The following is a 26,475-nucleotide window of genomic DNA, read 5'->3' on the forward strand; positions in this document are numbered from 1 at the left end:
TAGCCGGCCGGCTGAAGTGTGGAAGGCAGTGAGCGTGGCGAAGAACGTAATCGACGAACCCAGCGAGGACATCGTCGCCAACTCCCGTCTCGACCGGGCCGGACGTCGCGGCCCCTTCGGCCGGATCGGACTGTTCCTCAAGCAGGTCGTAAACGAACTCAAGAAGGTCGTCACCCCGACCCGCAAGGAACTGTTCAGCTACACCGGTGTCGTGCTCGCGTTCGTCGTGATCATGATGGCGCTGGTATCGGGCTTCGACTTCGTGTTCGGTCTCGCCGTCGGTTATGTATTCGGCGACGGGCCCACCACCACCTAGGCACCGGGAGCCCGCCGCGGACGATCGTGTGGCACGACCTGCGCCGCACGACGAGCGCGGAGCCGCAGCACGACGCGGCCAGAACTACGACCAGGTCCCCGTATGGCGGCAATGCCGCGGGCGAGACCAGAACTCAACGAATGGAATGGAACTCAGTGGCTGACACACACCGCGATGACATCGACCTCGCGACTGCGGCAGAGCAGTCCTCCGAGGATGACGAAGCGCAGGAGGGCAACGAGCTCGCCGGAGACGAATCGTCCGTCGAGCCCGCCGAGCAGCTCGCGATCCACGTGGACGGCGAGGGTGACCCCGACATCGAGTCTGACCTGAACGCCGCGCTCGACGCCGTCGCTACCGCCGTCGACCCCGAGGCCGACGCCATCGTGGACGACGCACTCGAGGTCGGCTCCCTCGACGAGGCCGACGCATCCGTCGCCGCCACCGACGACGAAGCAGACATCGAGGCCGAAGAAGAGGCCCTCGAGGAGCCCGAAATCGCCCCGTACACCGGCGAAGAGCCCGACGCGGGCGACGAGGTCGTCGACCCCGCCGCCGACGATGCCGGCGCCGAGCCCGCCGAGGTCGACCCGTACGAGGCATTCCGCAAGGAGCTCAAGGCGAAGCCCGGCAAGTGGTACGTCATCCACTCCTACGCGGGCTTCGAGAAGCGCGTCAAGCAGAACATCGAGAACCGCAAGGTCAGCATGGCGATGGAGGACTACGTCTTCCAGGTCGAGGTGCCGATGGAAGACGTCGTCGAGATCAAGAACGGCCAGCGCAAGCTCGTCAACCGCGTGCGCATCCCCGGATACGTGCTCGTGCTCATGGACCTCAATGAGGACTCCTGGTCGGTCGTTCGCCACACCCCCGGCGTCACCGGATTCGTCGGCAACAGCCACAACCCGACCGCGCTGCGCTTCGAAGAGGCGTTCTCGATGCTGAAGAGCCTCGTGCAGATCGTCGAAGCACCGGTCAAGGCCGGCGCCAAGGGCGGCAAGACCACCGCGCGCTCCATCCCGCAGGAAGTCGACTTCGAGGTCGGCGAGACCATCACCATCAAGGAAGGGTCGTTCGCGGGCCTGCCTGGATCGATCAGCGAGATCAAGCCGGAGAGTGGCAAGCTCACCGTGCTCGTATCGCTGTTCGAGCGTGAGACCCCGGTCGAGCTCAGCTTCGACCAGGTCACCAAGCTGTAGGCAAATGGTCCGCCCTCCGGGCGGCACCGTCGGCGCAGCGACACCGCGCCCCACAAACCACCGCGACCGGATCTGCCGGCATCGCGGGAGATCAGCCGGACTTCGGCTGGTCGAAACAGAAAAGGAAAACAATGGCAGCGAAAAAGAAGGTCACGGGTCTGATCAAGCTTCAGATCCAGGCCGGCGCCGCGAACCCCGCACCGCCCATCGGGCCTGCGCTGGGTCAGCACGGCGTCAACATCATGGAATTCTGCAAGGCATACAACGCGGCGACCGAGTCGCAGCGCGGCAACGTCATCCCCGTCGAGATCACCGTCTACGAGGACCGTTCGTTCACGTTCATCCTCAAGACCCCGCCGGCAGCCGAGCTCATCAAGAAGGCCGCCGGTGTCGCCAAGGGTTCCGGAACCCCGCACACGGTCAAGGTCGCCAAGCTCACACAGGAGCAGGTGCGCCAGATCGCCGAGACCAAGATGTCGGACCTCAACGCGAACGACGTCGACGCAGCATCCAAGATCATCGCGGGCACCGCCCGTTCGATGGGAATTACGGTGGAAGCATAATGGCTACGAAATCCAAGGCATACCGCGCCGCCGCGGACAAGATCGAAGAGGGGAAGTTCTACACCCCGTCGGAGGCCGTTTCGGTCGCACGTGAGACCGGGTCCAAGAACTTCGACTCGACCGTCGAGGTCGCCCTCAAGCTCGGCGTCGACCCCCGCAAGGCAGACCAGATGGTGCGCGGCACCGTCAGCCTGCCCCACGGAACCGGCAAGACCGTTCGCGTCGTCGTCTTCGCGACCGGCCCCGCTGCCGACGCGGCACTCGCCGCCGGAGCAGACGAGGTCGGCGGAGACGACCTCATCGAGAAGGTCGCCGGCGGATACGTCGCGTTCGACTCTGCGGTCTCCACCCCCGAGCTCATGGGCAAGGTCGGACGCCTCGGAAAGGTCCTCGGACCCCGTGGCCTCATGCCCAACCCGAAGACCGGCACCGTCACGCCCGACCCGGCGAAGGCAGTGACCGAGATCAAGGGCGGAAAGATCGAGTTCCGCGTCGACAAGCACAGCAATGTCCACTTCATCGTGGGCAAGGCCGGGTTCGAGCAGGCGCAGCTCGAGGAGAACATCAAGGCGGCGCTCGACGAGATCTCGCGCGCCAAGCCGTCGAGCTCCAAGGGTCGCTACATCCAGAAGGGCACGGTGACGACCACGTTCGGACCCGGAATCCCGCTGGACGTCAACATCCTGTAACGCCCTCGGGTCGCACAGGCACCACGCATGACAGGAAGGGGTCCGCTCGCGCGGGCCCCTTTCTGCGTCCCACGAGGACGACCAGCAGGGCGACTACCAGCACGATGACGAGCCACACGACGACGACCAGCCACAGGACACCACCGACCGGGGCGAGCCATGACAACCATCGAGCGGGCGACCGCAGCCGACGCGGGTGAACTCGCCGCGGTCGCCGCACGTACGTTCGCGCTCGCGTGCCCGCCGTCGACAACCGAGGAGGCGATCCGCGACTTCATCGACCGCCACCTCTCTGCGGAACGCATGGCCGGGTACCTCGCCGACGAGACCCGCGACCTGTTCATCGCCCGCGACGGCACTGCGGCCGTCGGCTACGTGATGACCGTCGCGGGGGAGCCGGCCGATCCTGACGTGAGCTCGGTCGTCACCACCCGTCCCACCGTCGAGCTGAGCAAGTGCTACCTGCTCGAGGCGTCGCACGGCACCGGCACGGCCGCCGCGATGGTCGACGCCGCCATCGGTGCCGCGCTGGCTCGCGGCGCCCGAAGCGTCTGGCTCGGCGTCAACCAGCAGAACCAGCGGGCGAACCGGTTCTACGAGAAGTGCGGCTTCCGGCTCGTCGGCGAACGACGCTTTCTCGTCGGACAGAGCTACGAGTCCGACTTCGTGCGCGAACGCACGCAATAGGCGGGTCGCCGGAATAGCGTCGCCGCCGGTGCGGTTGTCGCGGGGGATGACTATGACCCCGCAGCACACCGACCCATCCGCCGCGCCCCGCCTCGCCCTCGTCGTGGGAGCGACGGGCATCAGCGGATCCGCCCTTACCGACCAGCTCATCGGCGACGGCTGGGAAGTGCTCGCGCTCTCCCGCCGGCCCGGCGCCGAGCGCGACGGCGTGCGCTGGATCACCGCCGACCTCCGGTCGCCAGACGACCTCGCGCGCGTGCTCGGTGCCGAGCGTCCGACCCACGTCTTCTTCACCGCGTGGGCGCGCCAGGCCACCGAGGAGCAGAACATCGCCGTCAACAGCGCCATGGTGCGCGACCTCCTCGCCGCCCTGGGCTCCGCACCCCTCGAGCACGTCGCCCTGGTGACCGGCCTGAAGCACTACCTCGGCCCATTCGAGGCCTACGGCGAGGGCGACATGCCAGACACCCCGTTCCGCGAAGACGCCCCGCGCCTCGAGACCCCGAACTTCTACTACGCCCAGGAAGACGAGGTCTACGCCGCCGCCGCGGCGCAGGGCTTCACCTGGTCGATCCACCGCTCCCACACCGTGCTCGGCCACGCCGTCGGCAACCTCATGAACATGGGGCTCACCCTCGCCGTGTACGCCTCGATCTGCCGCGCGCAGGGCCGCCCGTTCACCTTCCCGGGCAGTGAGACGCAGTGGAACAGCCTGACCGACATGACGGATGCCACGGTGCTCGCCGACCAGATGGTGTGGGCATCCACCACCGAAGCCGGGGCTGACGAGGCGTTCAACGTCGTCAACGGCGACGTGTTCCGCTGGCGCACCATGTGGCTCATCCTCGCGGAGTACTTCGGCGTCGAGCCGGTGGGGCCGGACGCGCAGCCGCAGCCCCTCGAGGAGCAGATGGCGGGAATGGATGACGCGTGGGCCACGCTCGCCGGGGAGCACGGGCTTGCCGAGGCCGACCTGTCGCGCCTCGCCTCGTGGTGGCACACCGACGCCGACCTCGGGCGCACCATGGAGGTCGTCACCGACATCTCGAAGAGCCGCCTCGCGGGCTTCTCCACCCACCACCGCACGGCCGACTCGTTCGTCGACCTGTTCGATCGGTTCCGTGCCGAGCGGCTCATCCCGTCGTTCGACTGACGCCGTCGTTTGACTGACGCCGTCGTTCGGGCGGGCCGCTAATCGTCGGTGACCCGCGGCACGATCTTGCCGCCATTCGTCGCTGACCCGCAGTTCAATCTTGCCGCTACTCGTCGGTGACCTGCAGCACGATCTTGCCGCTATTCGTCGCTGACCCGCAGTTCAATCTTGCCGCTACTCGTTGGTGACCCGCAGCTCGAACTTGTCGCTACTCGTCGGTGACCCGCAGCACTATCTTGCCGCGCGTGTGGCCCTCATCGAGCAGGGTGTGGGCTGCCGCGGCATCCACCAGTTCGAAGACCCGGTCGACGTTCACGTGGATGTCGCCGGAGTCGAGCAGGCGGCAGATCACGTTGAGCGCCTGGCCGTCCGGGGCGACCTTGTAGGTGGTCGCCCTGACGCCCGCCTCGATCGCGTCGTCGAGCACCGTCGGCCAGCTGCCGGTCGGGGCGTTGATGAGCAGCCCGCCCGGCCGCAGCACAGAGAGCGAGCGCGTGCCGGTGTCGTCGTGCACGTTGCCGACGAGGTCGATCACGACGTCGACCGTGCCCGCCTCGTCTTCGAACCTGGCCTGGGTATGGTCGATCACCTGGGCGGCACCGAGCTCAGGAAGCCAGCCCACGTTGCGCGTGGAGCCGGTGGCGATCACGTGCGCGCCGAAGTACGCGGCGAACTGCACGGCGAAGTGCCCGACGCCGCCGGATCCGGCGTGGATCAGCACCCGCTGGCCCTCGTGCGCCTTCGCGATATCGACCACCATCCCCCACGCGGTCAGGGCGGCGAGCGGAACCGCCGCGGCCTCGAGGTGCGAGAGGCTGCGGGGCTTGCGCGCCACGCTGAGTGTCGACACCGAGACGTACTCCGCGTAGCTGCCGCAGGAACGCGGGAACGCCGTCATGCCGAACACCTCGGTGCCGGGCTTGAGGGGGTGCGCCTCGTATGGCGACTCGACGACGACGCCGCTGAAGTCGAACCCCAGCACGGCGGGCCACGACGTGATCGCGGGCGTGAGTCCCCTCCCCGCGCGCGTCTTCGAGTCGATCGGGTTCACCCCGGCCGCCACTACCCTCACCAGCACCTCGGAGTTCACCTTCGTGGGCTTCGGCACGTCGCAGGGCGCAAGCGCTCCGGTGTCGTCGGCGATACCCATGGCACGCATCGTCATCATGTCAGGCCCTCCACTGTCGTACCCCAGTCAAGTGCGTGCGTGAGTCCGAGGTGTTTCGTCGAGGTCAACTGGGTGTCAACTGTGGCACCCCAAAACGGGGTGTGTACGGTGGGGACGCGTGATTGACTTGCAGCCGATGAAGGGGACCGGATGACACGTTCCATTGCCACCGTGCGCGCCCTGATGGCTGCGCTGATCGTCGTCGCCGTGACCGCGACGTACCTCGACACCGCCAGTCGCGAGGTGGTGAACCCGCTCAACTTCTTCGGGTTCTTCACCATGCAGGGCAACCTCATCGCGGCGATCGCGCTGGCGATAGCGGCCATCGCGGGGTTCGCCGGCCGGGCGTCCTGGCCGCTGCTCGACCTGCTGCGTGCCGTCGCGACCACCAACATGATCATCGTCGGCCTGGTCTACAACATCCTGCTCACCGGCATCGCGGGCGGGGTCGAACTGCCGTGGGCCAATAGCGTGCTGCACATCTGGGCCCCGCTGTACCTCGTCGTCGACTGGGTGCTGGTCGGCGATCGACGCGCGGTGCCGTGGCGTCGGTTCTGGGTCGTGCTCGTCTACCCGCTGGTCTGGGTCGCGGTGGTGCTCGCGCGCGGGGCGACGGACGGGTGGGTTCCGTACCCCTTTCTCGACCCCGCGACCGGGTACGGCTCGGTCGCCGTCTACGTGCTCGTCATCGCCCTGGCGTTCGGACTGTTCGGCGCGATGGTCTGGGCGCTCAGCCGGGTGCGCGTGCTCGTGCCGGCCCCGGTGGCGATCCGGGGGTGAGCCGGCTGGGCTGAGCCGAGTGGGTGCTGCTACGCGCGCATGAGGCCGAGCAGCTCGTCGGCCAGGCCCACGAGCACGTGGATCTCGTTGTCGTCGCGGTCGACCCACCGACATTCCGGCTCACGATCGACGGGCACGAAGTTCTCGTGCTTCTCCCACACCACGAGGGTGCGCTCCGCCCCCAGCACGTACTGCTGCCACCACACCTGGCGCAGGTAGGACCGGGGGATGCTTCGCCACGTCGACATCGTGGTCTTGATCTCGCACAGCTCGAGGGCGTTGCGCTGCCGCATCCCGTCGGGCGTCGCCAGGTGGTCGCGGTTGCCATCGGCGTGGAACAGCGCGACGCTCGGCTCCATGCCGTAGACGCTGCGCGCCCAGCGGGCGATCTCGGGCTCGCGGGCCCTGCCGTGGTCGGTGTAGGCGTTGCCGAAGAACGACGAGCCGGCCGACTTCTCGGCGGCGAGCGCCAGCACGGCGCGCGAACTGGATAACCGGGCGACGTCGGTGGCGGTGACGCCCATCGCGCGGGCCCGCAACCAGGCGAACCGGTTCGTCGAGTGCGCGACGATGCGCGAGAGGTGAGGGGGCGGCGTGGGTTCGGGCAGCGGGTCATCCCAGAGGGAGAGCATCGGCTGCACGTACGTCACCGTTCTATTCTCCCTCCCCTCCCCGACATCCGCGGCCCCCGGCGTGGCGCGTCGGGCGGGTCACCGCCACGGCACAGCCAGCACCGGGCGCGGTCATAGTCTTTCCATAGGAATGTGGAGATAGATAGGGAAGGTGACCGATATCAGCCCCGTGCAGCGCCCACCCCTCCGACGTGCGGACGGAACGCCGGTTCGCGCCGTCGTCGTCGATGACGAACCGTCGCTCAGCGACCTCGTGACCATGGCGTTGCGCTACGAAGGTTGGGACGTGCGCTTCGCCTCGGAGGGGCGCGCCGCGGTCAACCTCATCCGCGAGTTCAAGCCCGACGTCGTGGTGCTCGACGTGATGCTGCCCGACATCGACGGCCTGCAGGTGCTGCAGCGACTGCGCGCCGACGGCCAGAACGTACCGGTGCTGTTCCTCACCGCGAAGGACGCGCTCGACGACCGGATCGCGGGCCTCACCGCGGGCGGCGACGACTACGTGACCAAGCCGTTCAGTCTCGAAGAACTCGTCGCCCGGTTGCGGGGACTCATCCGCCGCTCGACCATGCTGATCACCGACGCGCCCGACCCGTTGATCAGGGTCGGTGACCTCGTGCTCGACGAAGAGAGCTATGAGGTGCGGCGCGATGGTCGACTGATCGAGCTCACCGCCACCGAGTTCGAGCTGCTCCGCTTCCTCATGCGCAACCCGCGCAGGGTCATGAGCAAGGTGCAGATCCTCGACCGGGTCTGGAGCTACGACTTCGGCGGACGGTCCAGCATCGTGGAGATCTACATCTCCTACCTGCGCAAGAAGATCGACGCGGGCAACGAGCCCATGATCCACACCGTACGCGGCGTCGGGTACATGATCAAAGCCGCGGAATGACGCAGCCCTGGACGCTGCGCCGGCGACTCGTCCTCAGCACGGTCGCGCTCCTGGCCGCCATGAGTATCGTCATCGGATTCGTGAGCGTCCTCGCCCTACGTAGCTACCTGGTCGATCGCGTCGATATCCAGCTCCAGTCGGCGACATCCCGGTCGCAGGATTTCGGCGGCAATGCGGTGGCGCCGGGGTCGGTAGGCGACCAGGTCGGTATCCGCCCGGAGTTCCTCGCCGTCGGGACTATCTCCGCCTCCATTACCGGCGGTGTACTCGATGCAGCCATCTACTTCGATGACGACGGGTACGTGCGCATCCTCAACGGCAAGCAGGGCGCGACACTCGTCGCAGTCCCGGCCGACGGCACCCCGCGCACCGTCGACCTCGGCGGCCTCGGCACCTACCGGGTGGTATCGCAGCCCGTCGACCGGGCGGGCAGCGCAATCGTCGTCGCATTGCCGCTCACCTCCGTGCAGTCGACCGTGTTCCAGCTCGGCCTGGTGATTGCGATCGTGACCATTGTCGGCATCGCGCTCGCCACCGTCGGCGCGCGCTGGATCGTGCGGTACGCGCTGAGGCCGCTCGACAGGGTCGCCGCGACCGCCTCGCACGTCGCGGAACTGCCGCTCGACCGCGGCCAGGTCGCGCTCGCCGTACGGGTGCCCGACGCCGACGCCGACGGCCGCACCGAGGTCGGCCAGGTGGGAGCGGCCATCAACCGCATGCTCGGGCACGTGGCATCCGCCCTGCACGTTCGACAGGAGAGCGAGCGCAAGGTGCGGCAGTTCGTCGCCGACGCGAGCCACGAACTGCGCACCCCGCTCGCGTCGATCCGTGGATACGCAGAGCTCACCCGGCGGGGCGGTCACGACCTTCCCCCCGATGTGGTGCACGCCATCGGCAGGGTCGAATCCGAGGCGGTGCGCATGACATCGCTCGTCGAGGACCTGCTGCTGCTCGCGCGCCTCGACGAGGGCCGCGACCTCGAGATGGGCGACGTCGATGTGTCGATGCTGCTCATCGACGCGGTGAGCGACGCCCACGCGGCCGGACCCGACCACGGCTGGTCGCTCGACCTGCCGGAGGAGCCCGTCACCATCCGCGGTGACAAGCCCCGACTGCAGCAGGTGGTCGTGAACATCCTCGCGAACGCGCGCGTGCACACGCCCCCCGGCACCCCGGTGCAGGTGGCGCTGCGGCTCGACGGCGACACGGCGCTCATCACGGTCACCGACCACGGGCCCGGTATTCCCGAACAGCTACAGCCCCAGCTCTTCGAGCGCTTCGCGCGCGGCGACGGCTCGCGTTCGCGTACCGCCGGCAGCACCGGTCTCGGCCTCGCAATCGTGCGCGCCGTGGTCGACGGCCACGGCGGCTCGGTGCAGGTGCAGAGCGAACCCGGTACTACGGTGTTTTCGATAGCACTGCCCGTCGGCGGGCCCCCCACGGGTACCGCGAGACCGGCAGCAACCGAGGGAGTGAATCGATGAAGATCGCCGTGACCGGGGCAACAGGAAAACTGGGAAGCGTCGTCGTGCCGTACCTGCGCGAGGCGGGACACACCGTGGCAGCGCTCGACATAGCGGGAGACCGCGAGGCGGAGACCTTCACGCGTGTCGACTTCACCGACTACGGGCAGACCGTCGACGCGTTCAGCGGCATCGACGACCGGCACGACGGCGTGGACGCACTGGTGCACCTGGCGGCCGTGCCTGCCGGCGGCATCGTTCCCGACTCGCGTACCTTCCACAACAACATGACCGCGACGTTCAACGTCTTCCAGGCCGCGCGGCGGGTGGGCATCAGCACCATCGCGTACGCCTCGAGCGAGACGCTCCTCGGCATCCCGTTCGAGACCCCGCCTCCCTACCTTCCCGTCGACGAGGAGTATCCCTCCCGTCCCGAAAGCATGTATGCCGTCACCAAGCACCTCGAAGAAGAGCTCGCCCAGAAGCTCGTGCGCTGGAACCCCGAGCTGAGCATCTCGGCCCTGCGATTCTCGAACGTGATGCACGTCGGGGACTACGCGAAATTCCCCGAATACGATCTGGATGCCACTTCCCGCAAGTGGAACCTGTGGGGATACATCGACGCGCGCGACGGGGCCCAGGCCGTGCTGCGCGCGCTCGAAGCGCGCATCCCGGGCTTTGCGGCCTACATCATCGCGAACGCCGACACGGTGATGTCCAGAAAGAGCGCGGACCTCGCCGCAGAGGTGTACCCGGGCGTCGAGGTGATCCGTGAGCTCGGCGACACCGAGTCCCTGCTGTCGATTGAGAAGGCGCGCCGGGTGCTCGGCTACGAGCCGGTGCACTCCTGGCGCGACCACGTGTAGCACCCCCGATCGGCCCGGCGAGGCGTTGTTGCCGGGCCGATTCGCGTTCTCGCCGGGAATCACCTACCCTTAGCGAAGCCAAAGACCGCAGGTTTTCGGCGTGCACACGATGCGAGCGATCTTTCGTGGGCCGTCGATAGAAGTTTCGCTCACGCGAAGACCAGCGCAGGTGTGTGTAGTTTGCTCCTCCGGGAGACCAAGCTCCGTGCCCCTGTGCCGGAGCTTTTTTCGTGTGCGGACCCCCTCCTCCGGTCCCGGCGCAAACACCACCAATCAAAGGAGTGCCATGGCGAACAAGGAAGCGTCAGTCGCCGAGCTCACGGAGAAATTCGAAAGCTCGAACGCTGTCATGCTCACCGAGTATCGCGGACTCACCGTTGCCCAGCTCAAGCAGCTGCGCGTATCGATCAGTGAGCACGCAACGTACGCCGTGGTGAAGAACACCCTGACCAAGATCGCGGCCAACAACGCGGGAATCACGTCGTTCGACGTCGACCTCGCCGGCCCATCCGCGATCGCCTTCGTGCACGGAGACACTGTCGCCGTCGCAAAGGCCCTGCGTGACTTCGCCAAGGCAAACCCTGCGCTCGTCGTGAAGAGCGGTTACTTCGACGGTAACCCCCTCACCGCAGCGGAGGTAGGCAAGCTCGCCGATCTCGAAAGCCGGGAGGTGCTGCTGGCCAAGCTGGCTGGAGCCTTCAAGCAGTCGCTGTTCGGCGCCGCATATCTCTTCAACGCACCGCTGTCGAAGGCCGTTCGCACGGTCGATGCGCTGCGCGAGAAGCAGGATTCCGCGAACTAGGTCCTCGGGCCCGCGCGGTTTAACGATTCAGAATCACAAGGAGAAAAATCATGGCAAAGCTTTCCAACGACGAACTCATTGAGGCATTCAAGGAGCTCACGCTCATCGAGCTGAGCGACTTCGTCAAGAAGTTCGAGGAGACCTTCGAGGTCACCGCAGCAGCCCCCGTCGCCGCAGCCGCCGCCGGTGGCGCCGCAGCGCCCGTCGAAGAGGTCGAGGAGAAGGATTCCTTCGACGTCGTGCTCGACGCGGTCGGCGACAAGAAGATCCAGGTCATCAAGGAGGTTCGTGCGCTCACGAGCCTCGGCCTCGGCGAGGCCAAGGCCGTCGTCGATGGCGCCCCCGGCGTCGTCATCGAAGGTGCGAACAAGGAGACCGCCGAGAAGGCGAAGGCTCAGCTCGAAGCAGCTGGCGCCACCGTCACCCTCAAGTAACTCCCGTAGCACTGCACCACTGCCCGTCCGCGGGCAGGTGACAGCGTCGCTCCTTCGGGAGCGGCGCTGTTCTGCGTTAACCGGCGCGGTGGGTGCGCACCCGACCAGGGGAGTGTGACGAAACCGTTACGCCCAACACGGTGAATCGGTTGCCGCGCGGTCGTGAGGGGGCCTAACTTTACGAGTGGACCCAACGGCATCCCCAGTGCACTCCCGTGCCCAGGGCTGCGGTTCCACCCGAACCACATTCTGCGCAGCCCATCGCGCCGTAACCCTCAAAGAGGAGGAATACATGCGTACATCCACGCATCGTCGTTTCACAGCACCCATTGCCATGTTCGCCGCCGCTGGCCTCGTGCTCGTCGGTTGCAGCACCAACGGCGGTTCGTCGTCGGGAGCCGGCGACGCCGGCGAGGCCGACGGCGTGGTGACCATCTACGGCACCATCATCGACACCGAAGAAGAACTTCTCAACGAGTCGTGGGCGGCCTGGGAAGAAGAGAACGACATCGACATCCAGTACGAGGGAAGCCAGGAGTTCGAGGCGCAGATCGGAATCCGCGCCCAGGGCGGCAACCCGCCCGACCTCGCCATTTTCCCCCAGCCCGGCCTGCTGGCCGACCTCGCGAGTCGCGACTACATCCAGCCGGCGCCCGAGGGCGTCGCCTCCAACGTGGCGGACTACTGGTCAGAAGACTGGGCCGGGTACGCGACCGTCAACGACACCCTCGTCGGGGCGCCCCTGATGGCGAGCATCAAGGGATACATCTGGTATTCGCCGTCGCAGTTCGCGGAGAACGGCTGGGAAGTCCCGACCACCCTGGACGAGCTGACTGCCCTGACCGAGCAGGCTGCCGCCGACCTCGGCGGACCGCCCTGGTGCGCGGGGTTCGGGTCTGACGCCGCCACCGGGTGGCCCGGAACCGACTGGGTAGAAGACATGGTGTTGCGCCTGTCTGGGACCGAGGTCTACGACCAGTGGGTCGCCAACGACGTGCCATTCACCGACCCGCAGATCGTCGAAGCCTTCGACGCGGTCGGCGCCATCCTCAAGAACCCGGAATACGTCAACGCCGGACTGGGCGACGTTCGTTCGATCAACACCACTCCGTTCGGTGACGCCGCCCGCGTGCTCGGCACCGGGGAGTGCGCGCTGCACCACCAGGCCTCGTTCTTCGACGGCTTCATCTCCGACCCGGAGAACGGTAACGCCGAAGTCGGCCCCGACGCCGACATCTGGGCATTCATCACGCCGCCCGCGGAGGCTGGCGGCAACGCGGTGACCGGTGGCGGCGAGATCGTCGGCGCATTCTCCAACGACGAAGACACCATCGCGGTGCAGGAATACCTCTCGAGCCCCGAGTGGGCGAACAGCCGAGTGGCCCTGGGTGGCGTCATCAGCGCCAACACCGGCCTCGACCCGGAAAGCGCGTCGAGCCCGATCCTGCAGGACGCCATCGCGATCCTCCAGGACCCGGAGACGACGTTCCGCTTCGATGCGTCCGACCTGATGCCGGGAGCAGTCGGGTCCGCCGGCTTCTTCTCCGGAATGGTCGACTGGATCAACGGGGCATCGACCGAAGAGACGGTCGACGCGATCGAGAACACCTGGCCGTCGGAATAACGGCAACCAACGGGTAGTCAGGAGCCGGTGCGGCACAGCCGCACCGGCTCCTCACTTCCCCCGCGCGATTCCCCATCGCTAGGATCCACATAAAACTTCTCCACCGAGTCCGGTGTCGTACTCGAAAGGATTTCCATGACCGAGTTTTTCGGCGTGCTGGCCAATCTCCCCCCGCTCGTGCAGGTGCCGATCGTCATCGTGGCATTCCTCGCGGTCATCGCCTTCCTGGTATTCATCGTCGACATCGCGCCCCGCCGCGGTCGGCTCTATACCGGCATCCGGTTTGCGGCCTGCCTGCTCATCCCTGCGGGTCTCTTCCTCGCCCTCGGCTCCGTCTGGTGGGCCGCTGCCGCCGCGGCGGTACTCGGCGGGCTCTTCTTCCTGCTCGACTTTCGGGCGAGGGACGGCTCCGGGTACCTGTTCCAGCTCATCGGATTCCTCGCGCCGGCCGTGCTGCTGCTGGGGATCGGGCTCATCTACCCCTCCATTCGCACCATCTACGACTCGTTCTACAGCGGCCGCGGAAACTTCATCGGGCTGGAGAACTTCGTCTGGATCTTCACCCAGCCGTCGGGCATCCGCACCATCCTCAACACCATCATCTGGGTGCTCATCGCACCGGTCGTGTCGACTATTTTCGGCCTCGCCTACGCAGTCTTCATCGACAAGTCGCGCGGTGAGAAGTACTTCAAGATCCTGGTCTTTATGCCCATGGCGATCTCGTTCGTCGGAGCGAGCATCATCTGGCGCTTCGTGTACACCGCACGGCAGGAAGGTGACCCCCAGATCGGCCTGCTCAACCAGGTCGTGGTGCTCTTCGGCGGATCTCCGGTGCAGTTCCTGTCGGAGGCGCCGTGGAACACGTTCTTCCTGATCGTCGTGCTTATCTGGGTGCAGACCGGATTCGCAATGGTAATTCTCTCCGCAGCCATCAAGGGAGTGCCGATCGAGCAGATGGAGGCAGCGGAACTCGATGGCACAAACGCCTGGCAACGGTTCCGCAACGTCACGGTGCCGGGGATCCGGGGTTCGCTAATCGTCGTACTCACGACGATCTCAATCGCCTCGCTCAAGGTGTTCGACATCGTGCGCACCATGACCGCGGGCGCGAACGACACGAGCGTCATCGCTAACGAGGTCTACACGCAGTTCACCACCTTCGAGTCCGGCCGAGCCTCCGCCTTCGCGGTCGTGCTGTTCCTGCTCGTGCTCCCGATCGTCATCTACAACGCCCGCCAGCTCAAGCTCCAGAGGGAGAACCGATGAGTGCCACCACGCCCGCAGTGTCGCTGCCGGTAGACGACCAGACCAAGCGACGACTCGACCGCGGGGGTAAGTCCGAAGCCTCGACCATGGCGGGCCGCACCAAGAAGCGGCTCTCCAGCCGCGGGGCGACGTTGGGAGCCCTAGTTATAGCGGTGCTGTGGACGCTGCCTACCCTGGGCTTGTTCATCTCCTCGTTCCGACCTGCCGGACTGGTGAACACCACCGGCTGGTGGACCATCGTGCAGAACCCGGGCTTCACCTTCGATAACTACGTCGAGGTGCTCGGCACCGGCAACAGTCAACTGGACCTCGCCGGAGCCTTCATCAACTCTCTCGCGATCACCATCCCCGCGACCGTGTTTCCGCTGGTGATTGCGACCCTCGCCGCGTATGCCTTCGCGTGGATTCCGTTCAAGGGCAAGAACTGGTTGTTCATCGGTGTCTTCGCGCTACAGATCGTTCCGATCCAGATGGCACTCATCCCGCTGCTCAGCCTGTTCTCGCGCGGCCTAAACATCGGCGGCGTGCAGATCTTCGACTCCCTCGGGTCAGCGGGGGGATACGGACAGGTGTGGATCGCGCACACCATCTTCGCCCTGCCGCTCGCGATCTTCCTGCTTCATGCGTTCGTCTCGGAAATCCCCGGCGAAGTCATCGAGGCAGCCAGGGTTGACGGGGCGAGCCACGGCCAGCTGTTCTTCCGTATCGTGCTGCCACTGAGCATGCCCGCAATCGCGTCGTTTGCCATCTTCCAGTTCATCTGGGTGTGGAACGACCTGCTCGTCGGTCTGGTCTTCGCCGACGGGGCGGCCGCTCCGATGACCAAGCTGCTCGCCGAGATCGTCGGCCAGCGCGGACAGGATTGGTACCTGCTCACGGCCGGTGCATTCATCTCGATCCTGGTGCCGCTGGTCGTGTTCTTCTCGCTGCAGCGCTACTTCGTGCGCGGCCTGCTCGCCGGGTCGACGAAGGGCTGATCGCCATACGCGACGTACGCGGAGCCGGCGGCCCTGGTCGCCGGCTCCGCGTTCGCCGAGGGCGTGCGCTCGCGAGGTCGGCGTGTCGACGGCGCGACGTACAGTGAACCGATGAGTGGAACACGGGGCGCGCGCGGGCGCGTGAGCGCGGGGGATGCCCGCGCGCAGCGCGAGGCGAACGCCGAGGCCCCGCGCATTCCGCACCTGCTGCGCCGTATCGGGCGCCTCTTCGCCCCGCACAAGGCGGCCCTCGCCCTGACCGCCATCCTGGTCATCGTCGGCGCCGGCCTCACCGTGCTGCCGCCGCTGCTCACGCAGCGCGCGTTCGACGACGGACTGTTCCCGCAGGGCGGACCGAACGTGCGCCTGCTCATGGAGCTGGTGGGGCTCATGGTCGCCATCTACATCGGCTCAGCCGCGCTCGGCGTCTGGCAGACCTGGCTGACCGCGCGGGTGGGCAACACGGTGATGGGTGCCATGCGGGTGCGGTTGTTCGGGCACCTGCAGGAGATGGAACTCGCGTTCTTCACGAAGACGAAGACGGGCGTCATCCAATCTCGCCTGCAGAATGACGTGGGCGGGGTGGCCGGCGTGCTCACCAATACCGTCTCGAGCGTGCTCGGCAACACCGTGACCGTCGTCGCCGCGTTCGTCTCGATGCTGGTGCTCTCGTGGCAGCTCACCCTGGTCGCGGTCGTGCTGATGCCGATCCTCGTGATCGCGCAGCGCCGCGTCGGGCAGGTGCGGGCCCGTATCGCCACCAAGACGCAGGAGTCGCTCAGCGACATGACCGCGATCACGCAGGAGACGCTGTCGGTCTCCGGCATCCTGCTCGCCAAGAGCTTCAACCGGCAGGGCGCCGAGGTCGCTCGCTACAGCAGGGAGAACGACAACCAGGTACGGCTGCAGGTCAGCCAGCAGATGAGCGGGCAGTGGTTCTTCGCCACCGTGCAGATCTTCCTCGCCATCATCCCCGCGATCGTCTACCTCGTGTCGGCGTGGCTCATCCTCGACAGCGTGCCAATTACCGCCGGCACCATCGTCGCGTTCACCACCGTGCAGGCACGGCTGATGTGGCCGCTGCTCGGACTCATGCGCGTCGCCCTCGACCTGCAGACGTCATCCGCGCTGTTCGCCCGCATCTTCCAGTACCTCGACCTCCGGCCGGCCATCGTCGACGCACCAGACGCCCGCGAGGTCGACCCCGACCGGCTGGGCGCGATCGCCTTCGACGACGTGGTGTTCTCCTACCCCGACTCCGGCCCAGACGCCACTCCGACCCTGCGCGGCCTGTCGTTCGAGATCGAGCCGGGGCAGTACGCGGCATTCGTCGGCCCGTCGGGTGCCGGCAAGACCACGGTGTCGTACCTGATCCCCCGGTTCCACGCAGTGTCGGGCGGCCGGGTGCTGTTCGCGGGCGACGACGTGGCCGACCTGCGCCAGGAATCCCTCGTCGCCAACATCGGCATCGTCAGCCAGGAGACGTACTTGTTCCACGCGACCATCGGCGACAACCTGCGGTATGCGAAACCGGATGCCACGGCCGCCGAGATCGAGCAGGCGGCCCGCGCGGCGAACATCCACGAGACCATCGCATCGTTCCCCGACGGGTACGACACCATCGTGGGTGAGCGCGGATACCGGCTGTCGGGCGGTGAGAAACAGCGCATCGCCATCGCGCGGGTGCTACTCAAGGACCCCGCGGTGCTCATCCTCGACGAGGCGACCAGTGCGCTCGACTCGATCTCGGAGCGCATCGTGCAGGAGGCACTCGACACCGCGTCGCGCGGCCGCACGACCATCGCGATCGCGCACCGGCTGTCGACCATCGTCGCGGCCGACGTGATCTTCGTGGTCGAGGCCGGTCGTATCGTCGAGCGGGGGACGCACGACGAACTGATGGCGCTCGACGGCGTCTACTCCGGGCTGTACCGGCAGCAGGTGGCAGTCGCGGTCGCCCCGTCGCCGGCGCCGAGCGCATCCGGCGTCTAGCGTGAGCCCGACACCTGGTCAGCGCGCCAGCAGCTCCCGCATGTAGTCGATCTCGCCCTGCTGGGCGGTGACGATGCCGGAGGCGAGGTTCACCACGACGCGGTTGGTCGACCGGTCGAGCACGGCCTCGGCCATCTCGACACCGCCGATGTGGTGCTCGATCATCAGCTCGAGGAACACCTCGTCGGCAGCGGTGCCCGTCGCCGCCTGCAGCTCGGCGATCTGCTCACCGGTGGCGTAGCCGGGCATGTCGTCGCCCATGACGTGGGCGTCGTTGTCGGAGCCGTGGTCGTGGGCTTCGCCGTCGAGGGCTGGCCGCGTCATCCACGTCATCTCGGGCTCTGGCGCAGCCTGGGGCACGCCCCACACATTGAGCCAGCCGAACATCTGGCCGGCCTGCTGCGCCTGGGAGGTGGCGATGTCGTAGGCGAGGATCGAGACCGCCGGGTCGTCGGTCTTCTCGCGGATGATCATCGACATCTGTACCGCCTGCTGGTGGTGCTTCTGCATGTCACGCGCGAATCCCGCCTCGGCGCTCGTGGTCGTCGGCGTCAGGGGCGGGGTCGGTGCGGTGAGTCGCCCGATCGCGAGGCCGGCGGTGAGCAGGAGCACGCCGGCGATGGCGATCGCGACGACCGTACGCCAGCGGGGAGTACGGGTGGGGGGAGCGGGGTCCACCGGTTCGTGCTCATTCGCCGACCCCGCCGGCGACCCCGCGCCGGATGGCGCGTGGCCAGCCGGGGCAGGGTCCACCGGCGTGCGGTCGGGTGTCACGGGGGTCAGGCGACCTTCCCGGGGCCGTCGAGGGCTCCGGTGCAGGCGGCGCCGGGCTCGGGTGCATCGCCCGACTGCCAGAACTTGTCGACGAACTGCTGCATGCGCGGGTCGTCGACGCCGTCGAGCGCGACCTGGGCGCCCCAGGCCGAAATGACGACGGGGGCGGAGAGGTCGGCCATCGGCGAGAGCACGGAGTAGGTGCTTGGCACCTCGTCGGTCAGCGTCTGGAGGTCATCGCCGGAGACCGCTGCCGGGTCGTAGGTGACCCACACCGCGCCGTGCTCGAGCGAGTGCACCGCGTTCTCGTTCGGCACCTCTTCTTCGTAGACGCCGCAGTTGAGCCAGAGCGCTGCGTGGTCGCCGCCCACCGGCGGGGACTGCTCGTAGTCGACCGTGCCGTTGACGTGGGTGCTCGAGAGGCCGTCGAACTCCTCGAGGCCCTCGATGACGATGTCGGCCGGGTCGACGGCGGGTTCGCCCGAGGTCACCACTGCGCCGACGACGAGCCCGATCACGGCGAGGCCGGCGACGCTCGCAGCGGCGATGCCGATGGTGCGGTTGCGCTTCTCTTTCTCCTGCTGCTTCTTGAGTGCCGCCACCTTCTCGGCCCGCCGTGCGTCGCGTTGCTGCTTGACCGTGAGGTCCTTGCGGGCGGAGGGGGGAATGGGCGAAGAATCGTTGTCGCGAGGGGCCACGTGATCGTCCTGTTCGTATGGGGAGAAGAAGAAAGCGCCGCCATTCTCTCGCACTTGCCTGAGGCGGATCTGACGCGGCAGCCGCGGCGGCCGGGTCTGCCGCGGCAGCCGCCCCGCCCGGGGAGGCCGCCGGCGGCACCGCCCCGTAACACCACAGGAGCGCTCGGTACACTTGCAGGTCGGGTCAACGGCCCGGAACTTCCCACTCCCATCGCGTGACCGAGGTGCCCCGTGAAATACGCCGAATCCGTCGTCGACCTGATCGGCAACACTCCACTCGTCAAGCTCACCAAGGTGACCGAGGGAATCAGCGCGACCGTGCTCGCCAAGGTCGAGTACTTCAATCCAGGCGGCTCGTCGAAGGACCGCATCGCGACCCGCATCATCGACGCGGCCGAGCGTGACGGCCTGCTGAAGCCCGGCGGCACCATCGTCGAGCCCACCTCAGGCAACACCGGCGTCGGCCTCGCCCTCGTCGCGCAGCAGCGCGGCTACCGCTGCGTGTTCGTGCTGCCCGACAAGGTGGGCGAAGACAAGCGCAACGTGCTGACCGCCTACGGTGCCGAGATCGTCGTCACGCCCACCGCCGTCGCGCCCGACAGCCCGGAGTCGTACTACTCGGTCTCCGACCGGCTCGCCCGCGAGATTCCCGGCGCATTCAAGCCCGACCAGTACTCCAACCCCAACGGCCCGCTCAGCCACTACGAGACCACCGGCCCCGAGATCTGGCGCGACACCGAGGGCAAGGTCACGCACTTCGTCGCCGGCGTCGGCACCGGGGGCACCATCAGCGGCGTCGGCAAGTACCTCAAGGAGGTGTCCGGCGGCGCGGTGCAGGTCATCGGCGCAGACCCCGAGGGTTCTGTGTACTCCGGGGGCTCCGGCCGCCCGTACCTCGTCGAGGGCGTCGGCGAGGACTTCTGGCCGAGCGCATACGACGCCAGCGTCGTCGACCGCGTGGTCGCGGCATCCGATGCCACCTCGTTCGCCCTCACCCGCCGGCTCGCCCGCGAAGAGGGACTGCTCGTCGGCGGCTCCTGCGGCCTGGCCGTCGCCGCCGCCCTCGAGGTCGCCCGCGACCTGGGTCCGGACGACGTCGTCGTCGTGCTGCTGCCCGACGGCGGCCGCGGCTACCTCGGCAAGATCTTCAACGACAGCTGGATGCGCTCGTACGGCTTCTCCACCGCACCGGACGAGGCGACCGTCGCCCACGTCGTGCGCGGCAAGACCGGTGAGATGCCCGCCCTCGTGCACGTGCACCCGGCGGACACCATCCGCGACGCGATCGAGATCATGACCGAATACGGCGTTTCGCAGCTGCCGGTGCTGACCGCCGAACCCCCCGTCGTGATGGGCGAGGTCGTCGGCTCCGTCGACGAGCGTGGCCTCCTGGAGTCGGTATTCAGCGGCAGGGCACAGATGACGGATGCCGTGGGCGGATACCTCAGCGCCCCGCTCGGCCTCATCGGCGCGGGCGAATCGGTGGCCGCCGCGAAGGCAGCGCTCGGGTCGACCGACGCCCTGCTCGTCACCGACGACGGAAAGCCTGCCTCGGTGCTCACCAGGCACGACCTCCTCACCTACCTCTCCGCCTGACCCCCCCTCCCGGCCGGGTGACCGGCCATCGCTCCATGAAAGGCGACATGACCCACGACTTCGCGACCCGCGCCATCCACTCCGGCCAGACGCCAGACCCCACCACCGGCGCGGTCATCCCGCCGATCTACCAGTCGTCGACCTTCGTGCAGGACGGCATCGGCGGCTTTCGCAACGGCTACGAATACGCCCGCGGCGGCAACCCCACCCGTACCTCGCTCGAGACCCTGGTCGCCGACCTCGAGGGCGCGACGCACGGGCTGTCGTTCTCGTCCGGCCTCGCCGGCGAAGACGCCCTGCTGCGCGGCATCCTCACCCCCGGCTCCCGCATCGTCATGGGCAACGACGTCTACGGCGGAACGCATCGGCTGGTAAACCGCCTGTTCGTGCCATGGGGCGTCAGCCTGCAGACGGTCGAGATGACCGACCTCGACGCGGTGCGCGCGGCCGTCACGAGCGACACCACCGTGCTGTGGGTCGAGACCCCGAGCAACCCGCTGATGAAGGTCAGCGACATCGCCGCGCTCGCCGAGATCGGGCACGCCGTCGGCGCGACCGTGGTCGTCGACAACACCTTCGCGACGCCCTACCTGCAGAACCCCCTGCAGTTCGGCGCCGACGTCGTCGTGCACTCCGCCACCAAGTACCTCGGCGGGCACTCCGACGTGCTCGGCGGCGCGGTCGTCACGAGCGACGACGAGATCGCCGAGAAGACCCGTTTCGTGCAGTTCGCCGCCGGTGCGGTGCCCGGCCCGATGGACGCCTGGCTCACCACCCGCGGGATCAAGACCCTCGCCGTGCGCGTCGAGAAGCACTCCAGCAACGCCCTCGCGCTCGCCGAGGCGCTCGTCGGCCACCCGAAGATCGAGCGCGTGTACTACCCGGGGCTCGCCGACCACCCCGGTCACGAGCTGGCCGCACGGCAGATGCGCGCATTCGGTGGGATGCTGTCGGTGAAAGTCGCGGGAGGGGCATCCGCCGCCCGCCAGCTCGTCGAGTCCACCGAGGTATTCCTGCTGGCCGAGTCGCTCGGCGGCATCGAATCGCTCATCAGCTACCCGTCCGAGATGACCCACGCGTCGGTGCGCGGCACCGAGCTCGAGGTGCCGGACGACATCGTGCGCCTCTCGGTCGGCATCGAGGGCGTCGACGACCTCGTCGGCGACATCCTGCAGGCCCTGGAGAAGTGATGTGAGCCCCGGTGCACCGGCACGCGCGGTAATGCGCCGCGCTGGCCGGTGCGCCATACTGGGGGAGTTCTCGCAATGTGAACGTACACATCAATGAAGCCGGGTACCGCTGATCGTTATGGAGCCCACCCGAGTCCGCGCCCCGAGCATCCGGGATGTCGCACGACTCGCAGGAGTGTCGTACCAGACGGTCTCGCGAGTGCTGAACGACTCCCCGAGCATCAAGCCGAGCACCCGGCAGCGCGTGCTGCAGGTGATCGACGAGATCGGGTACCGGCCCAACCAGGCGGCGCGGGCACTCGTCACGAGCAAGTCGCGCACCATCGGCGTGCTCACCTCCACGACCGCGCACTACGGGCCGACCACGAGCCTGCGCGCGATCGAAGACGCCGCGCGCGCAGCGGGGTACGTCGTCAGCACGACCAGCATGGTGACCGGTGACCCCGGATCGGTCACCGAGAGCCTCGAGCACCTGATGGCGCAGGCCGTCGAGGGCATCGTGGTGATCGCTCCGCAGGTGCGCGTGTTCGACGCGTTCCGCGAACTCGCGCTGACCGTTCCGCTGGTCACCCTCGACTCGACCGCGGCAGATTCGCCGCGCAGCATGGCCGTCGACCAGGTCGCCGGCGCCCGGCTCGCGACCAGGCACCTCATCGAGCTGGGCCACGAGGAGATCATCCACCTCGCCGGCCCCCGCGACTGGATCGAGGCGGAGGCCCGCATGCACGGGTTCCTCGTCGAGGTGCGCGACGCCGACCTGCGCACGCACCCGCCGATCCTCGGCGACTGGACCGCCGACACCGGGTACCGGGTGGGACACGAGCTGCTGGGCTACCGCGACTTCACCGCCGTGTTCGCGGCCAACGACCAGATGGCCCTCGGGCTCATCCACGCGTTCCTCGAGGCGGGCCTCGATGTTCCCGGCGACGTGAGCGTCGCCGGGTTCGACGACATCCCCGAGGCCAGCCACTACTGGCCGCCGCTCACGACCGTGCGCCAGGACTTTGCGGAGCTTGGCAGGCGGGCCGTCGCGCTGCTGCTCAGCCAGCTCGAGGGGACAACCGAGGTCGACCACCGGCAGGTCACGCCCGAGCTCGTGCTCCGGTCGTCGACCGCACCGCCGCGCTGAGGGTCGCACGCCCGTCGCGGTTGACACCGCTGGCCGCCCCGCTACCATGGGAAGCGCGAATGTGAGCGATCACATTTAGCCCCTGCATCCACTGTGTCTCCTAACTACAGGGATACGCTGCACCCGCAGGCGCCCATCCCCACCCCAGACGAAGGAGTCACCCGTGGCTGACGCGTCCCCGCTCTCCCCAGAGTCCAGCTCACCAGAGCCGCTCGCCCCCGAACCCATCTCGCCCGACGACCAGTTCGTCATCGGCATCGACTACGGCACCCTCTCGGGCCGCGCGCTCGTCGTGCGCGTCTCCGACGGCGCAGAGCTCGGCACCGCGACGCACGACTACACCCACGCCGTGATGGACGAGACCCTCGCCGCCACGGGAGCGACCCTGCCGCCGGAATGGGCGCTGCAGGTGCCATCCGACTACGTCGATGTTCTGAAGACAGCCGTGCCCGCCGCAATCGAGGCCGCCGGCATCGACCCCGCGCAGGTCATCGGCGTCGGAACCGACTTCACCGCGAGCACCCCCATGCCGGTGCTGGGCGACGGAACCCCGCTGAACGAGGTTGCCGAGTTCGCCGACCGCCCGCACGCCTACGTCAAGCTGTGGAAGCACCACGCGGCGGGCTCGCAGGCCGACCGCATCAATGCCCTCGCCGCCGAGCGCGACGAGGCGTGGCTCTCCCGCTACGGCGGCCTCATCTCGAGCGAGTGGGAATTCGCCAAGGGCCTCCAGCTGCTCGAAGAAGACCCCGAGCTGTACGACCGCATGGACCACTGGGTCGAGGCGGCCGACTGGATCGTCTGGCAGCTCACCGGCAGCTACGTGCGCAACGCCTGCACCGCGGGGTACAAGGGCATCTACCAGGACGGCGCATACCCGAGCCGCGACTTCCTCGCCGCGCTCAACCCCGCCTTCGCCGGTTTCGCCGACGACAAGGTCGCCCACGAGATCGGACGACTGGGGGATGCCGCGGGCACGCTGTCTGCCGAGGCCGCCGCATGGACCGGCCTCCCCGAGGGCATCGCCGTCGCGGTCGGCAACGTCGACGCGCACGTGACCGCCCCCGCCGCCGGCGCGGTGGAGCCGGGCCAGATGCTCGCCATCATGGGCACCTCGACCTGCCACGTGATGAACTCCGACCAGCTGCACGACGTGCCCGGCATGTGCGGGGTCGTCGACGGTGGCATCGTCGACGGGCTCTACGGCTACGAGGCCGGGCAGTCGGGAGTCGGCGATATCTTCGCGTGGTACGTCAAGAACCAGGTGCCAGCGCGCTACACGGATGCTGCCGCCGAGGCCGGCCGCAGCATCCATGAACACCTCACCGAACTGGTGCGCGACCAGCCCGTCGGCGGACACGGCCTGGTCGCCCTCGACTGGCACAGCGGAAACCGGTCGGTGCTCGTCGACCACCAGCTCAGCGGCCTCGTCGTCGGCGCGACCCTCACCACGCGCCCAGAGGAGATCTACCGCGCGCTGTTCGAGGCCACCGCCTTCGGAACCCGGGTCATCGTCGAGGCGTTCAACGAGAGCGGCGTTCCGGTCACCGAGTTCATCGTCGCCGGCGGCCTGCTGCGCAACAGCTTTCTCATGCAGACCTACAGCGACATCCTGCGGATGCCGATCTCGACCATCGCGAGCGACCAGGGACCGGCGCTCGGATCGGCCATCCACGCGGCCGTCGCCGCCGGCGCCTACCCCGACGTGCGCGCGGCCGGCGAGGTCATGGGCAAGGTCGACCGCGCCGTCTACCAGCCAGACGAGGCGCGGGCGGATGCCTACGACCGGCTGTTCGCCGAGTACGCGCTGCTGCACGACCACTTCGGTCGCGGCGGCAACGACGTGATGCACCGGCTCAAGGCCATGAAGCGCGATGCCTACGGCACGACGACCAGAGACAGCGGCGTCAGCGACGCCGGCGAGAGGGAGGCGGACTCATGAGTTCCGACAACGACATGCAGGCCCGGATCCAGGCAGTCCGCGAGGACGTCTCGGCGCTCCACGAACAGCTGACCCGCTACGGCCTGGTCATCTGGACCGGCGGCAACATCTCGGGCCGCGTTCCCGGCACCGACCTGTTCGTCATCAAGCCGAGTGGCGTCGAGTACGACGACCTCGCGCCGTCGAACATGATCCTGTGCCACCTCGACGGCACCGTCGTCGAGGGCTCGGAGGGCAGCGAGCGCAGCCCGTCGAGCGACACCGCGGCGCACGCCTACGTCTACCGCAACATGGCCGGCGTCGGCGGAGTCGTGCACACCCACTCCACCTACGCCACCGCGTGGGCGGCGCGCGGCGAAGCGGTGCCGTGCGTCATCACCGGGCAGGCCGACGAATTCGGCGGCGAGATCCCGGTCGGACCGTTCGCGATCATCGGCGACGAGTCGATCGGCGAAGGCATCGTGCAGACGCTCACCGGGCACCGCTCCCGCGCCGTGCTCATGCAGAACCACGGCGTGTTCACCATCGGCTCGAACCCCCGAGACGCCGTCAAGGCAGCGGTGATGGCAGAAGACGTCGCCCGCACCGTGCACATCGCGAAGCAGCTCGGCGAGACCATCCCCATTCCGCAGGACAAGATCGACTCGCTGTTCGACCGCTACCAGAATGTCTACGGCCAGAAGAAGGACAACTCATGACCCGCAGCATCATCCCCGAGCTCTCCGACTACGAGGTCTGGTTCGTCACCGGCAGCCAGAACCTCTACGGCGAGGAGACCCTCCAGCAGGTCGCCGAGCAGTCGCAGCGAATCGCCGCCGCGCTGCAGGACGCCACCGGAATCCCGGTCACCGTCACCTGGAAGCCCGTGCTCAAGGACTCCGACTCGATCAAGCGCCTCGCCCTCGACGCGAACGCCGACGACAGGGTCATCGGCGTCATCGCGTGGATGCACACCTTCAGCCCCGCGAAGATGTGGATCACCGGCCTCGACCTGCTGCGCAAGCCGCTGCTGCACCTGCACACGCAGGCGAACGTCGAGCTGCCGTGGGCCGAGATCGACATGGACTTCATGAACCTCAACCAGGCCGCGCACGGCGACCGGGAGTTCGGCTACATCCAGACCCGCCTCGGCGTCGCCCGCAAGACCGTCGTCGGCCACGTATCGAACCCCGCGGTCATCGCGCAGGTGGGCACCTGGAGCCGCGCCGCCGCCGGCTGGGCCGCCACCCACGACCTCAAGCTCGCGCGCTTCGGCGACAACATGCGCTTCGTCGCCGTTACAGAGGGCGACAAGACCGAGGCCGAGCTGCAGTTCGGCGTGCAGGTCAACACCTGGGGCGTGAACGACCTGGTCGAAGCGGTGGATGCCGCATCCGACGCCGATGTCGACGCCCTCGTCGCCGAGTACGAAGAGCTCTACGAGGTCGTGCCAGAGCTGCGGGCGGGCGGCGACCGCCACGACTCCCTGCGCTACGGGGCCCGGATCGAGCTCGGCCTGCGCTCGTTCCTCGAGGCGGGCGGGGTCAGCGCGTTCACCACGAGCTTCGAAGACCTCGGCGGCCTGCGCCCGCTGCCCCGCCTCGCCCTGCCGCGGCTGATGGCCGCCGGCTACGGCCTCCGCGCGGGGGGCGGCTGGGAGGCGG

General features: G+C 67.9%; 26 protein-coding genes. 22 read left to right on the top strand and 4 right to left on the bottom strand.

Features of this window, described 5'->3' with window-relative positions; all coding sequences use genetic code 11:
• Positions 1–34: 34 nt before the first annotated feature.
• From secE to G5S38_RS09685, 6 genes are all read left to right on the top strand, one after another.
• On the top strand, positions 35–316 hold the full coding sequence (gene secE / locus G5S38_RS09660) for a preprotein translocase subunit SecE (protein WP_165067854.1): 282 nt from the start codon (positions 35–37) through the stop codon (positions 314–316).
• Positions 317–471: 155 nt separating this feature from the next.
• On the top strand, positions 472–1,515 hold the full coding sequence (gene nusG, locus G5S38_RS09665) for a transcription termination/antitermination protein NusG (protein WP_165067856.1): 1,044 nt from the start codon (positions 472–474) through the stop codon (positions 1,513–1,515).
• A 131-nt stretch (positions 1,516–1,646) separates the two neighbouring features.
• A complete protein-coding gene (rplK, locus tag G5S38_RS09670; RefSeq protein WP_165067858.1) occupies positions 1,647–2,078 on the top strand; it encodes a 50S ribosomal protein L11 in 432 nt (143 codons plus the stop codon).
• The gene (rplA, locus tag G5S38_RS09675; protein ID WP_165067860.1) at positions 2,078–2,767 is read left to right on the top strand and encodes a 50S ribosomal protein L1; all 690 of its coding nucleotides are present in this window, start codon (positions 2,078–2,080) and stop codon (positions 2,765–2,767) included. Before rplK ends, rplA begins: the two co-directional genes overlap by 1 nt.
• A 159-nt stretch (positions 2,768–2,926) precedes the next feature.
• Positions 2,927–3,454 carry a GNAT family N-acetyltransferase gene (locus G5S38_RS09680; RefSeq protein ID WP_165067862.1) on the top strand — a complete coding sequence of 176 codons (528 nt, stop codon included), beginning with the start codon at positions 2,927–2,929 and terminating at the stop codon, positions 3,452–3,454.
• Between the two features lie 46 nt (positions 3,455–3,500).
• The gene (locus G5S38_RS09685) at positions 3,501–4,607 is read left to right on the top strand and encodes an SDR family oxidoreductase (protein WP_165067864.1); all 1,107 of its coding nucleotides are present in this window, start codon (positions 3,501–3,503) and stop codon (positions 4,605–4,607) included.
• Between the two features lie 208 nt (positions 4,608–4,815).
• Here the strand turns inward: G5S38_RS09685 and G5S38_RS09690 are convergent, their stop codons facing one another.
• A complete protein-coding gene (locus G5S38_RS09690) occupies positions 4,816–5,766 on the bottom strand; it encodes an NADP-dependent oxidoreductase (RefSeq protein ID WP_165067906.1) in 951 nt (316 codons plus the stop codon).
• 159 nt (positions 5,767–5,925) lie between these two features.
• On the opposite strand from G5S38_RS09690, the gene G5S38_RS09695 reads away from it, so the two are divergent.
• Positions 5,926–6,555, top strand: coding sequence for a Pr6Pr family membrane protein (locus G5S38_RS09695; RefSeq protein ID WP_165067866.1), 630 nt, complete (start codon positions 5,926–5,928; stop codon positions 6,553–6,555).
• Between the two features lie 29 nt (positions 6,556–6,584).
• Here the strand turns inward: G5S38_RS09695 and G5S38_RS09700 are convergent, their stop codons facing one another.
• On the bottom strand, positions 6,585–7,205 hold the full coding sequence (locus tag G5S38_RS09700; RefSeq protein ID WP_328796669.1) for a YqaJ viral recombinase family protein: 621 nt from the start codon (positions 7,203–7,205) through the stop codon (positions 6,585–6,587).
• Positions 7,206–7,338: 133 nt separating this feature from the next.
• On the opposite strand from G5S38_RS09700, the gene G5S38_RS09705 reads away from it, so the two are divergent.
• From G5S38_RS09705 to G5S38_RS09745, 9 genes are all read left to right on the top strand, one after another.
• Complete coding sequence (locus G5S38_RS09705) at positions 7,339–8,079, top strand: response regulator transcription factor (protein ID WP_328796670.1); 741 nt, start codon at positions 7,339–7,341, stop codon at positions 8,077–8,079.
• Entirely contained in the window at positions 8,076–9,563 is a 1,488-nt protein-coding gene (locus tag G5S38_RS09710; RefSeq protein ID WP_165067868.1) for a sensor histidine kinase, read from the top strand. The genes G5S38_RS09705 and G5S38_RS09710 overlap by 4 nt, the downstream gene beginning before the upstream one ends.
• Positions 9,560–10,408: an NAD-dependent epimerase/dehydratase family protein gene (locus G5S38_RS09715; protein ID WP_165067871.1), complete on the top strand. Its 849-nt coding sequence runs from the start codon at positions 9,560–9,562 to the stop codon at positions 10,406–10,408. Before G5S38_RS09710 ends, G5S38_RS09715 begins: the two co-directional genes overlap by 4 nt.
• A 286-nt stretch (positions 10,409–10,694) precedes the next feature.
• A complete protein-coding gene (rplJ, locus tag G5S38_RS09720) occupies positions 10,695–11,210 on the top strand; it encodes a 50S ribosomal protein L10 (protein WP_165067874.1) in 516 nt (171 codons plus the stop codon).
• Between the two features lie 50 nt (positions 11,211–11,260).
• Positions 11,261–11,644, top strand: coding sequence for a 50S ribosomal protein L7/L12 (rplL, locus tag G5S38_RS09725; RefSeq protein WP_165067876.1), 384 nt, complete (start codon positions 11,261–11,263; stop codon positions 11,642–11,644).
• Positions 11,645–11,936: 292 nt separating this feature from the next.
• Positions 11,937–13,268, top strand: a complete 1,332-nt coding sequence (locus G5S38_RS09730; protein WP_165067878.1) for an ABC transporter substrate-binding protein — start codon at positions 11,937–11,939, stop codon at positions 13,266–13,268.
• 135 nt (positions 13,269–13,403) lie between these two features.
• The gene (locus G5S38_RS09735; RefSeq protein WP_165067880.1) at positions 13,404–14,534 is read left to right on the top strand and encodes a carbohydrate ABC transporter permease; all 1,131 of its coding nucleotides are present in this window, start codon (positions 13,404–13,406) and stop codon (positions 14,532–14,534) included.
• Entirely contained in the window at positions 14,531–15,511 is a 981-nt protein-coding gene (locus tag G5S38_RS09740; RefSeq protein ID WP_165067882.1) for a carbohydrate ABC transporter permease, read from the top strand. The genes G5S38_RS09735 and G5S38_RS09740 overlap by 4 nt, the downstream gene beginning before the upstream one ends.
• 111 nt (positions 15,512–15,622) lie before the next feature.
• On the top strand, positions 15,623–17,503 hold the full coding sequence (locus G5S38_RS09745) for an ABC transporter ATP-binding protein (RefSeq protein WP_165067884.1): 1,881 nt from the start codon (positions 15,623–15,625) through the stop codon (positions 17,501–17,503).
• An 18-nt stretch (positions 17,504–17,521) separates the two neighbouring features.
• Here G5S38_RS09745 and G5S38_RS09750 read toward each other — a convergent pair whose 3' ends face one another.
• Positions 17,522–18,277, bottom strand: a complete 756-nt coding sequence (locus tag G5S38_RS09750; RefSeq protein WP_235928995.1) for a DUF305 domain-containing protein — start codon at positions 18,275–18,277, stop codon at positions 17,522–17,524.
• A gap of 5 nt (positions 18,278–18,282) precedes the next feature.
• Entirely contained in the window at positions 18,283–18,975 is a 693-nt protein-coding gene (locus G5S38_RS09755) for a DUF3105 domain-containing protein (protein ID WP_165067886.1), read from the bottom strand.
• Between the two features lie 231 nt (positions 18,976–19,206).
• Here G5S38_RS09755 and G5S38_RS09760 point away from each other — a divergent pair, with 231 nt between their 5' ends.
• From G5S38_RS09760 to G5S38_RS09785, 6 genes are all read left to right on the top strand, one after another.
• The gene (locus tag G5S38_RS09760) at positions 19,207–20,571 is read left to right on the top strand and encodes a cystathionine beta-synthase (protein ID WP_165067888.1); all 1,365 of its coding nucleotides are present in this window, start codon (positions 19,207–19,209) and stop codon (positions 20,569–20,571) included.
• Between the two features lie 47 nt (positions 20,572–20,618).
• Entirely contained in the window at positions 20,619–21,761 is a 1,143-nt protein-coding gene (locus G5S38_RS09765) for a cystathionine gamma-synthase (RefSeq protein ID WP_165067890.1), read from the top strand.
• Positions 21,762–21,879: 118 nt separating this feature from the next.
• A complete protein-coding gene (locus tag G5S38_RS09770) occupies positions 21,880–22,890 on the top strand; it encodes a LacI family DNA-binding transcriptional regulator (protein ID WP_165067892.1) in 1,011 nt (336 codons plus the stop codon).
• 226 nt (positions 22,891–23,116) lie between these two features.
• A complete protein-coding gene (gene araB, locus G5S38_RS09775) occupies positions 23,117–24,832 on the top strand; it encodes a ribulokinase (protein WP_201276645.1) in 1,716 nt (571 codons plus the stop codon).
• The gene (locus G5S38_RS09780) at positions 24,829–25,530 is read left to right on the top strand and encodes an L-ribulose-5-phosphate 4-epimerase (RefSeq protein WP_165067898.1); all 702 of its coding nucleotides are present in this window, start codon (positions 24,829–24,831) and stop codon (positions 25,528–25,530) included. The genes araB and G5S38_RS09780 overlap by 4 nt, the downstream gene beginning before the upstream one ends.
• On the top strand, positions 25,527–26,475 hold a 949-nt coding region (locus tag G5S38_RS09785; RefSeq protein ID WP_456237995.1), incomplete at its 3' end, for an L-arabinose isomerase family protein. The genes G5S38_RS09780 and G5S38_RS09785, both read left to right, overlap by 4 nt.

The sequence above is a fragment of the Marisediminicola senii genome, assembly GCF_011057645.1.
In the GTDB taxonomy this organism is placed as follows: Bacteria; Actinomycetota; Actinomycetes; order Actinomycetales; family Microbacteriaceae; genus Marisediminicola; species Marisediminicola senii.

Coding starts and splice junctions, on each gene's coding strand:
- rplK (WP_165067858.1), top strand. CDS start 1,647: ATGGCAGCGAAAAAGAAGGTCACGGGTCTGATCAAGCTTCAGATCCAG.
- rplA (WP_165067860.1), top strand. CDS start 2,078: ATGGCTACGAAATCCAAGGCATACCGCGCCGCCGCGGACAAGATCGAA.
- G5S38_RS09680 (WP_165067862.1), top strand. CDS start 2,927: ATGACAACCATCGAGCGGGCGACCGCAGCCGACGCGGGTGAACTCGCC.
- G5S38_RS09685 (WP_165067864.1), top strand. CDS start 3,501: ATGACTATGACCCCGCAGCACACCGACCCATCCGCCGCGCCCCGCCTC.
- G5S38_RS09690 (WP_165067906.1), bottom strand. CDS start 5,766: ATGCGTGCCATGGGTATCGCCGACGACACCGGAGCGCTTGCGCCCTGC.
- G5S38_RS09695 (WP_165067866.1), top strand. CDS start 5,926: ATGACACGTTCCATTGCCACCGTGCGCGCCCTGATGGCTGCGCTGATC.
- G5S38_RS09710 (WP_165067868.1), top strand. CDS start 8,076: ATGACGCAGCCCTGGACGCTGCGCCGGCGACTCGTCCTCAGCACGGTC.
- G5S38_RS09715 (WP_165067871.1), top strand. CDS start 9,560: ATGAAGATCGCCGTGACCGGGGCAACAGGAAAACTGGGAAGCGTCGTC.
- rplJ (WP_165067874.1), top strand. CDS start 10,695: ATGGCGAACAAGGAAGCGTCAGTCGCCGAGCTCACGGAGAAATTCGAA.
- rplL (WP_165067876.1), top strand. CDS start 11,261: ATGGCAAAGCTTTCCAACGACGAACTCATTGAGGCATTCAAGGAGCTC.
- G5S38_RS09730 (WP_165067878.1), top strand. CDS start 11,937: ATGCGTACATCCACGCATCGTCGTTTCACAGCACCCATTGCCATGTTC.
- G5S38_RS09735 (WP_165067880.1), top strand. CDS start 13,404: ATGACCGAGTTTTTCGGCGTGCTGGCCAATCTCCCCCCGCTCGTGCAG.
- G5S38_RS09740 (WP_165067882.1), top strand. CDS start 14,531: ATGAGTGCCACCACGCCCGCAGTGTCGCTGCCGGTAGACGACCAGACC.
- G5S38_RS09745 (WP_165067884.1), top strand. CDS start 15,623: ATGAGTGGAACACGGGGCGCGCGCGGGCGCGTGAGCGCGGGGGATGCC.
- G5S38_RS09765 (WP_165067890.1), top strand. CDS start 20,619: ATGACCCACGACTTCGCGACCCGCGCCATCCACTCCGGCCAGACGCCA.
- G5S38_RS09770 (WP_165067892.1), top strand. CDS start 21,880: ATGGAGCCCACCCGAGTCCGCGCCCCGAGCATCCGGGATGTCGCACGA.
- G5S38_RS09780 (WP_165067898.1), top strand. CDS start 24,829: ATGAGTTCCGACAACGACATGCAGGCCCGGATCCAGGCAGTCCGCGAG.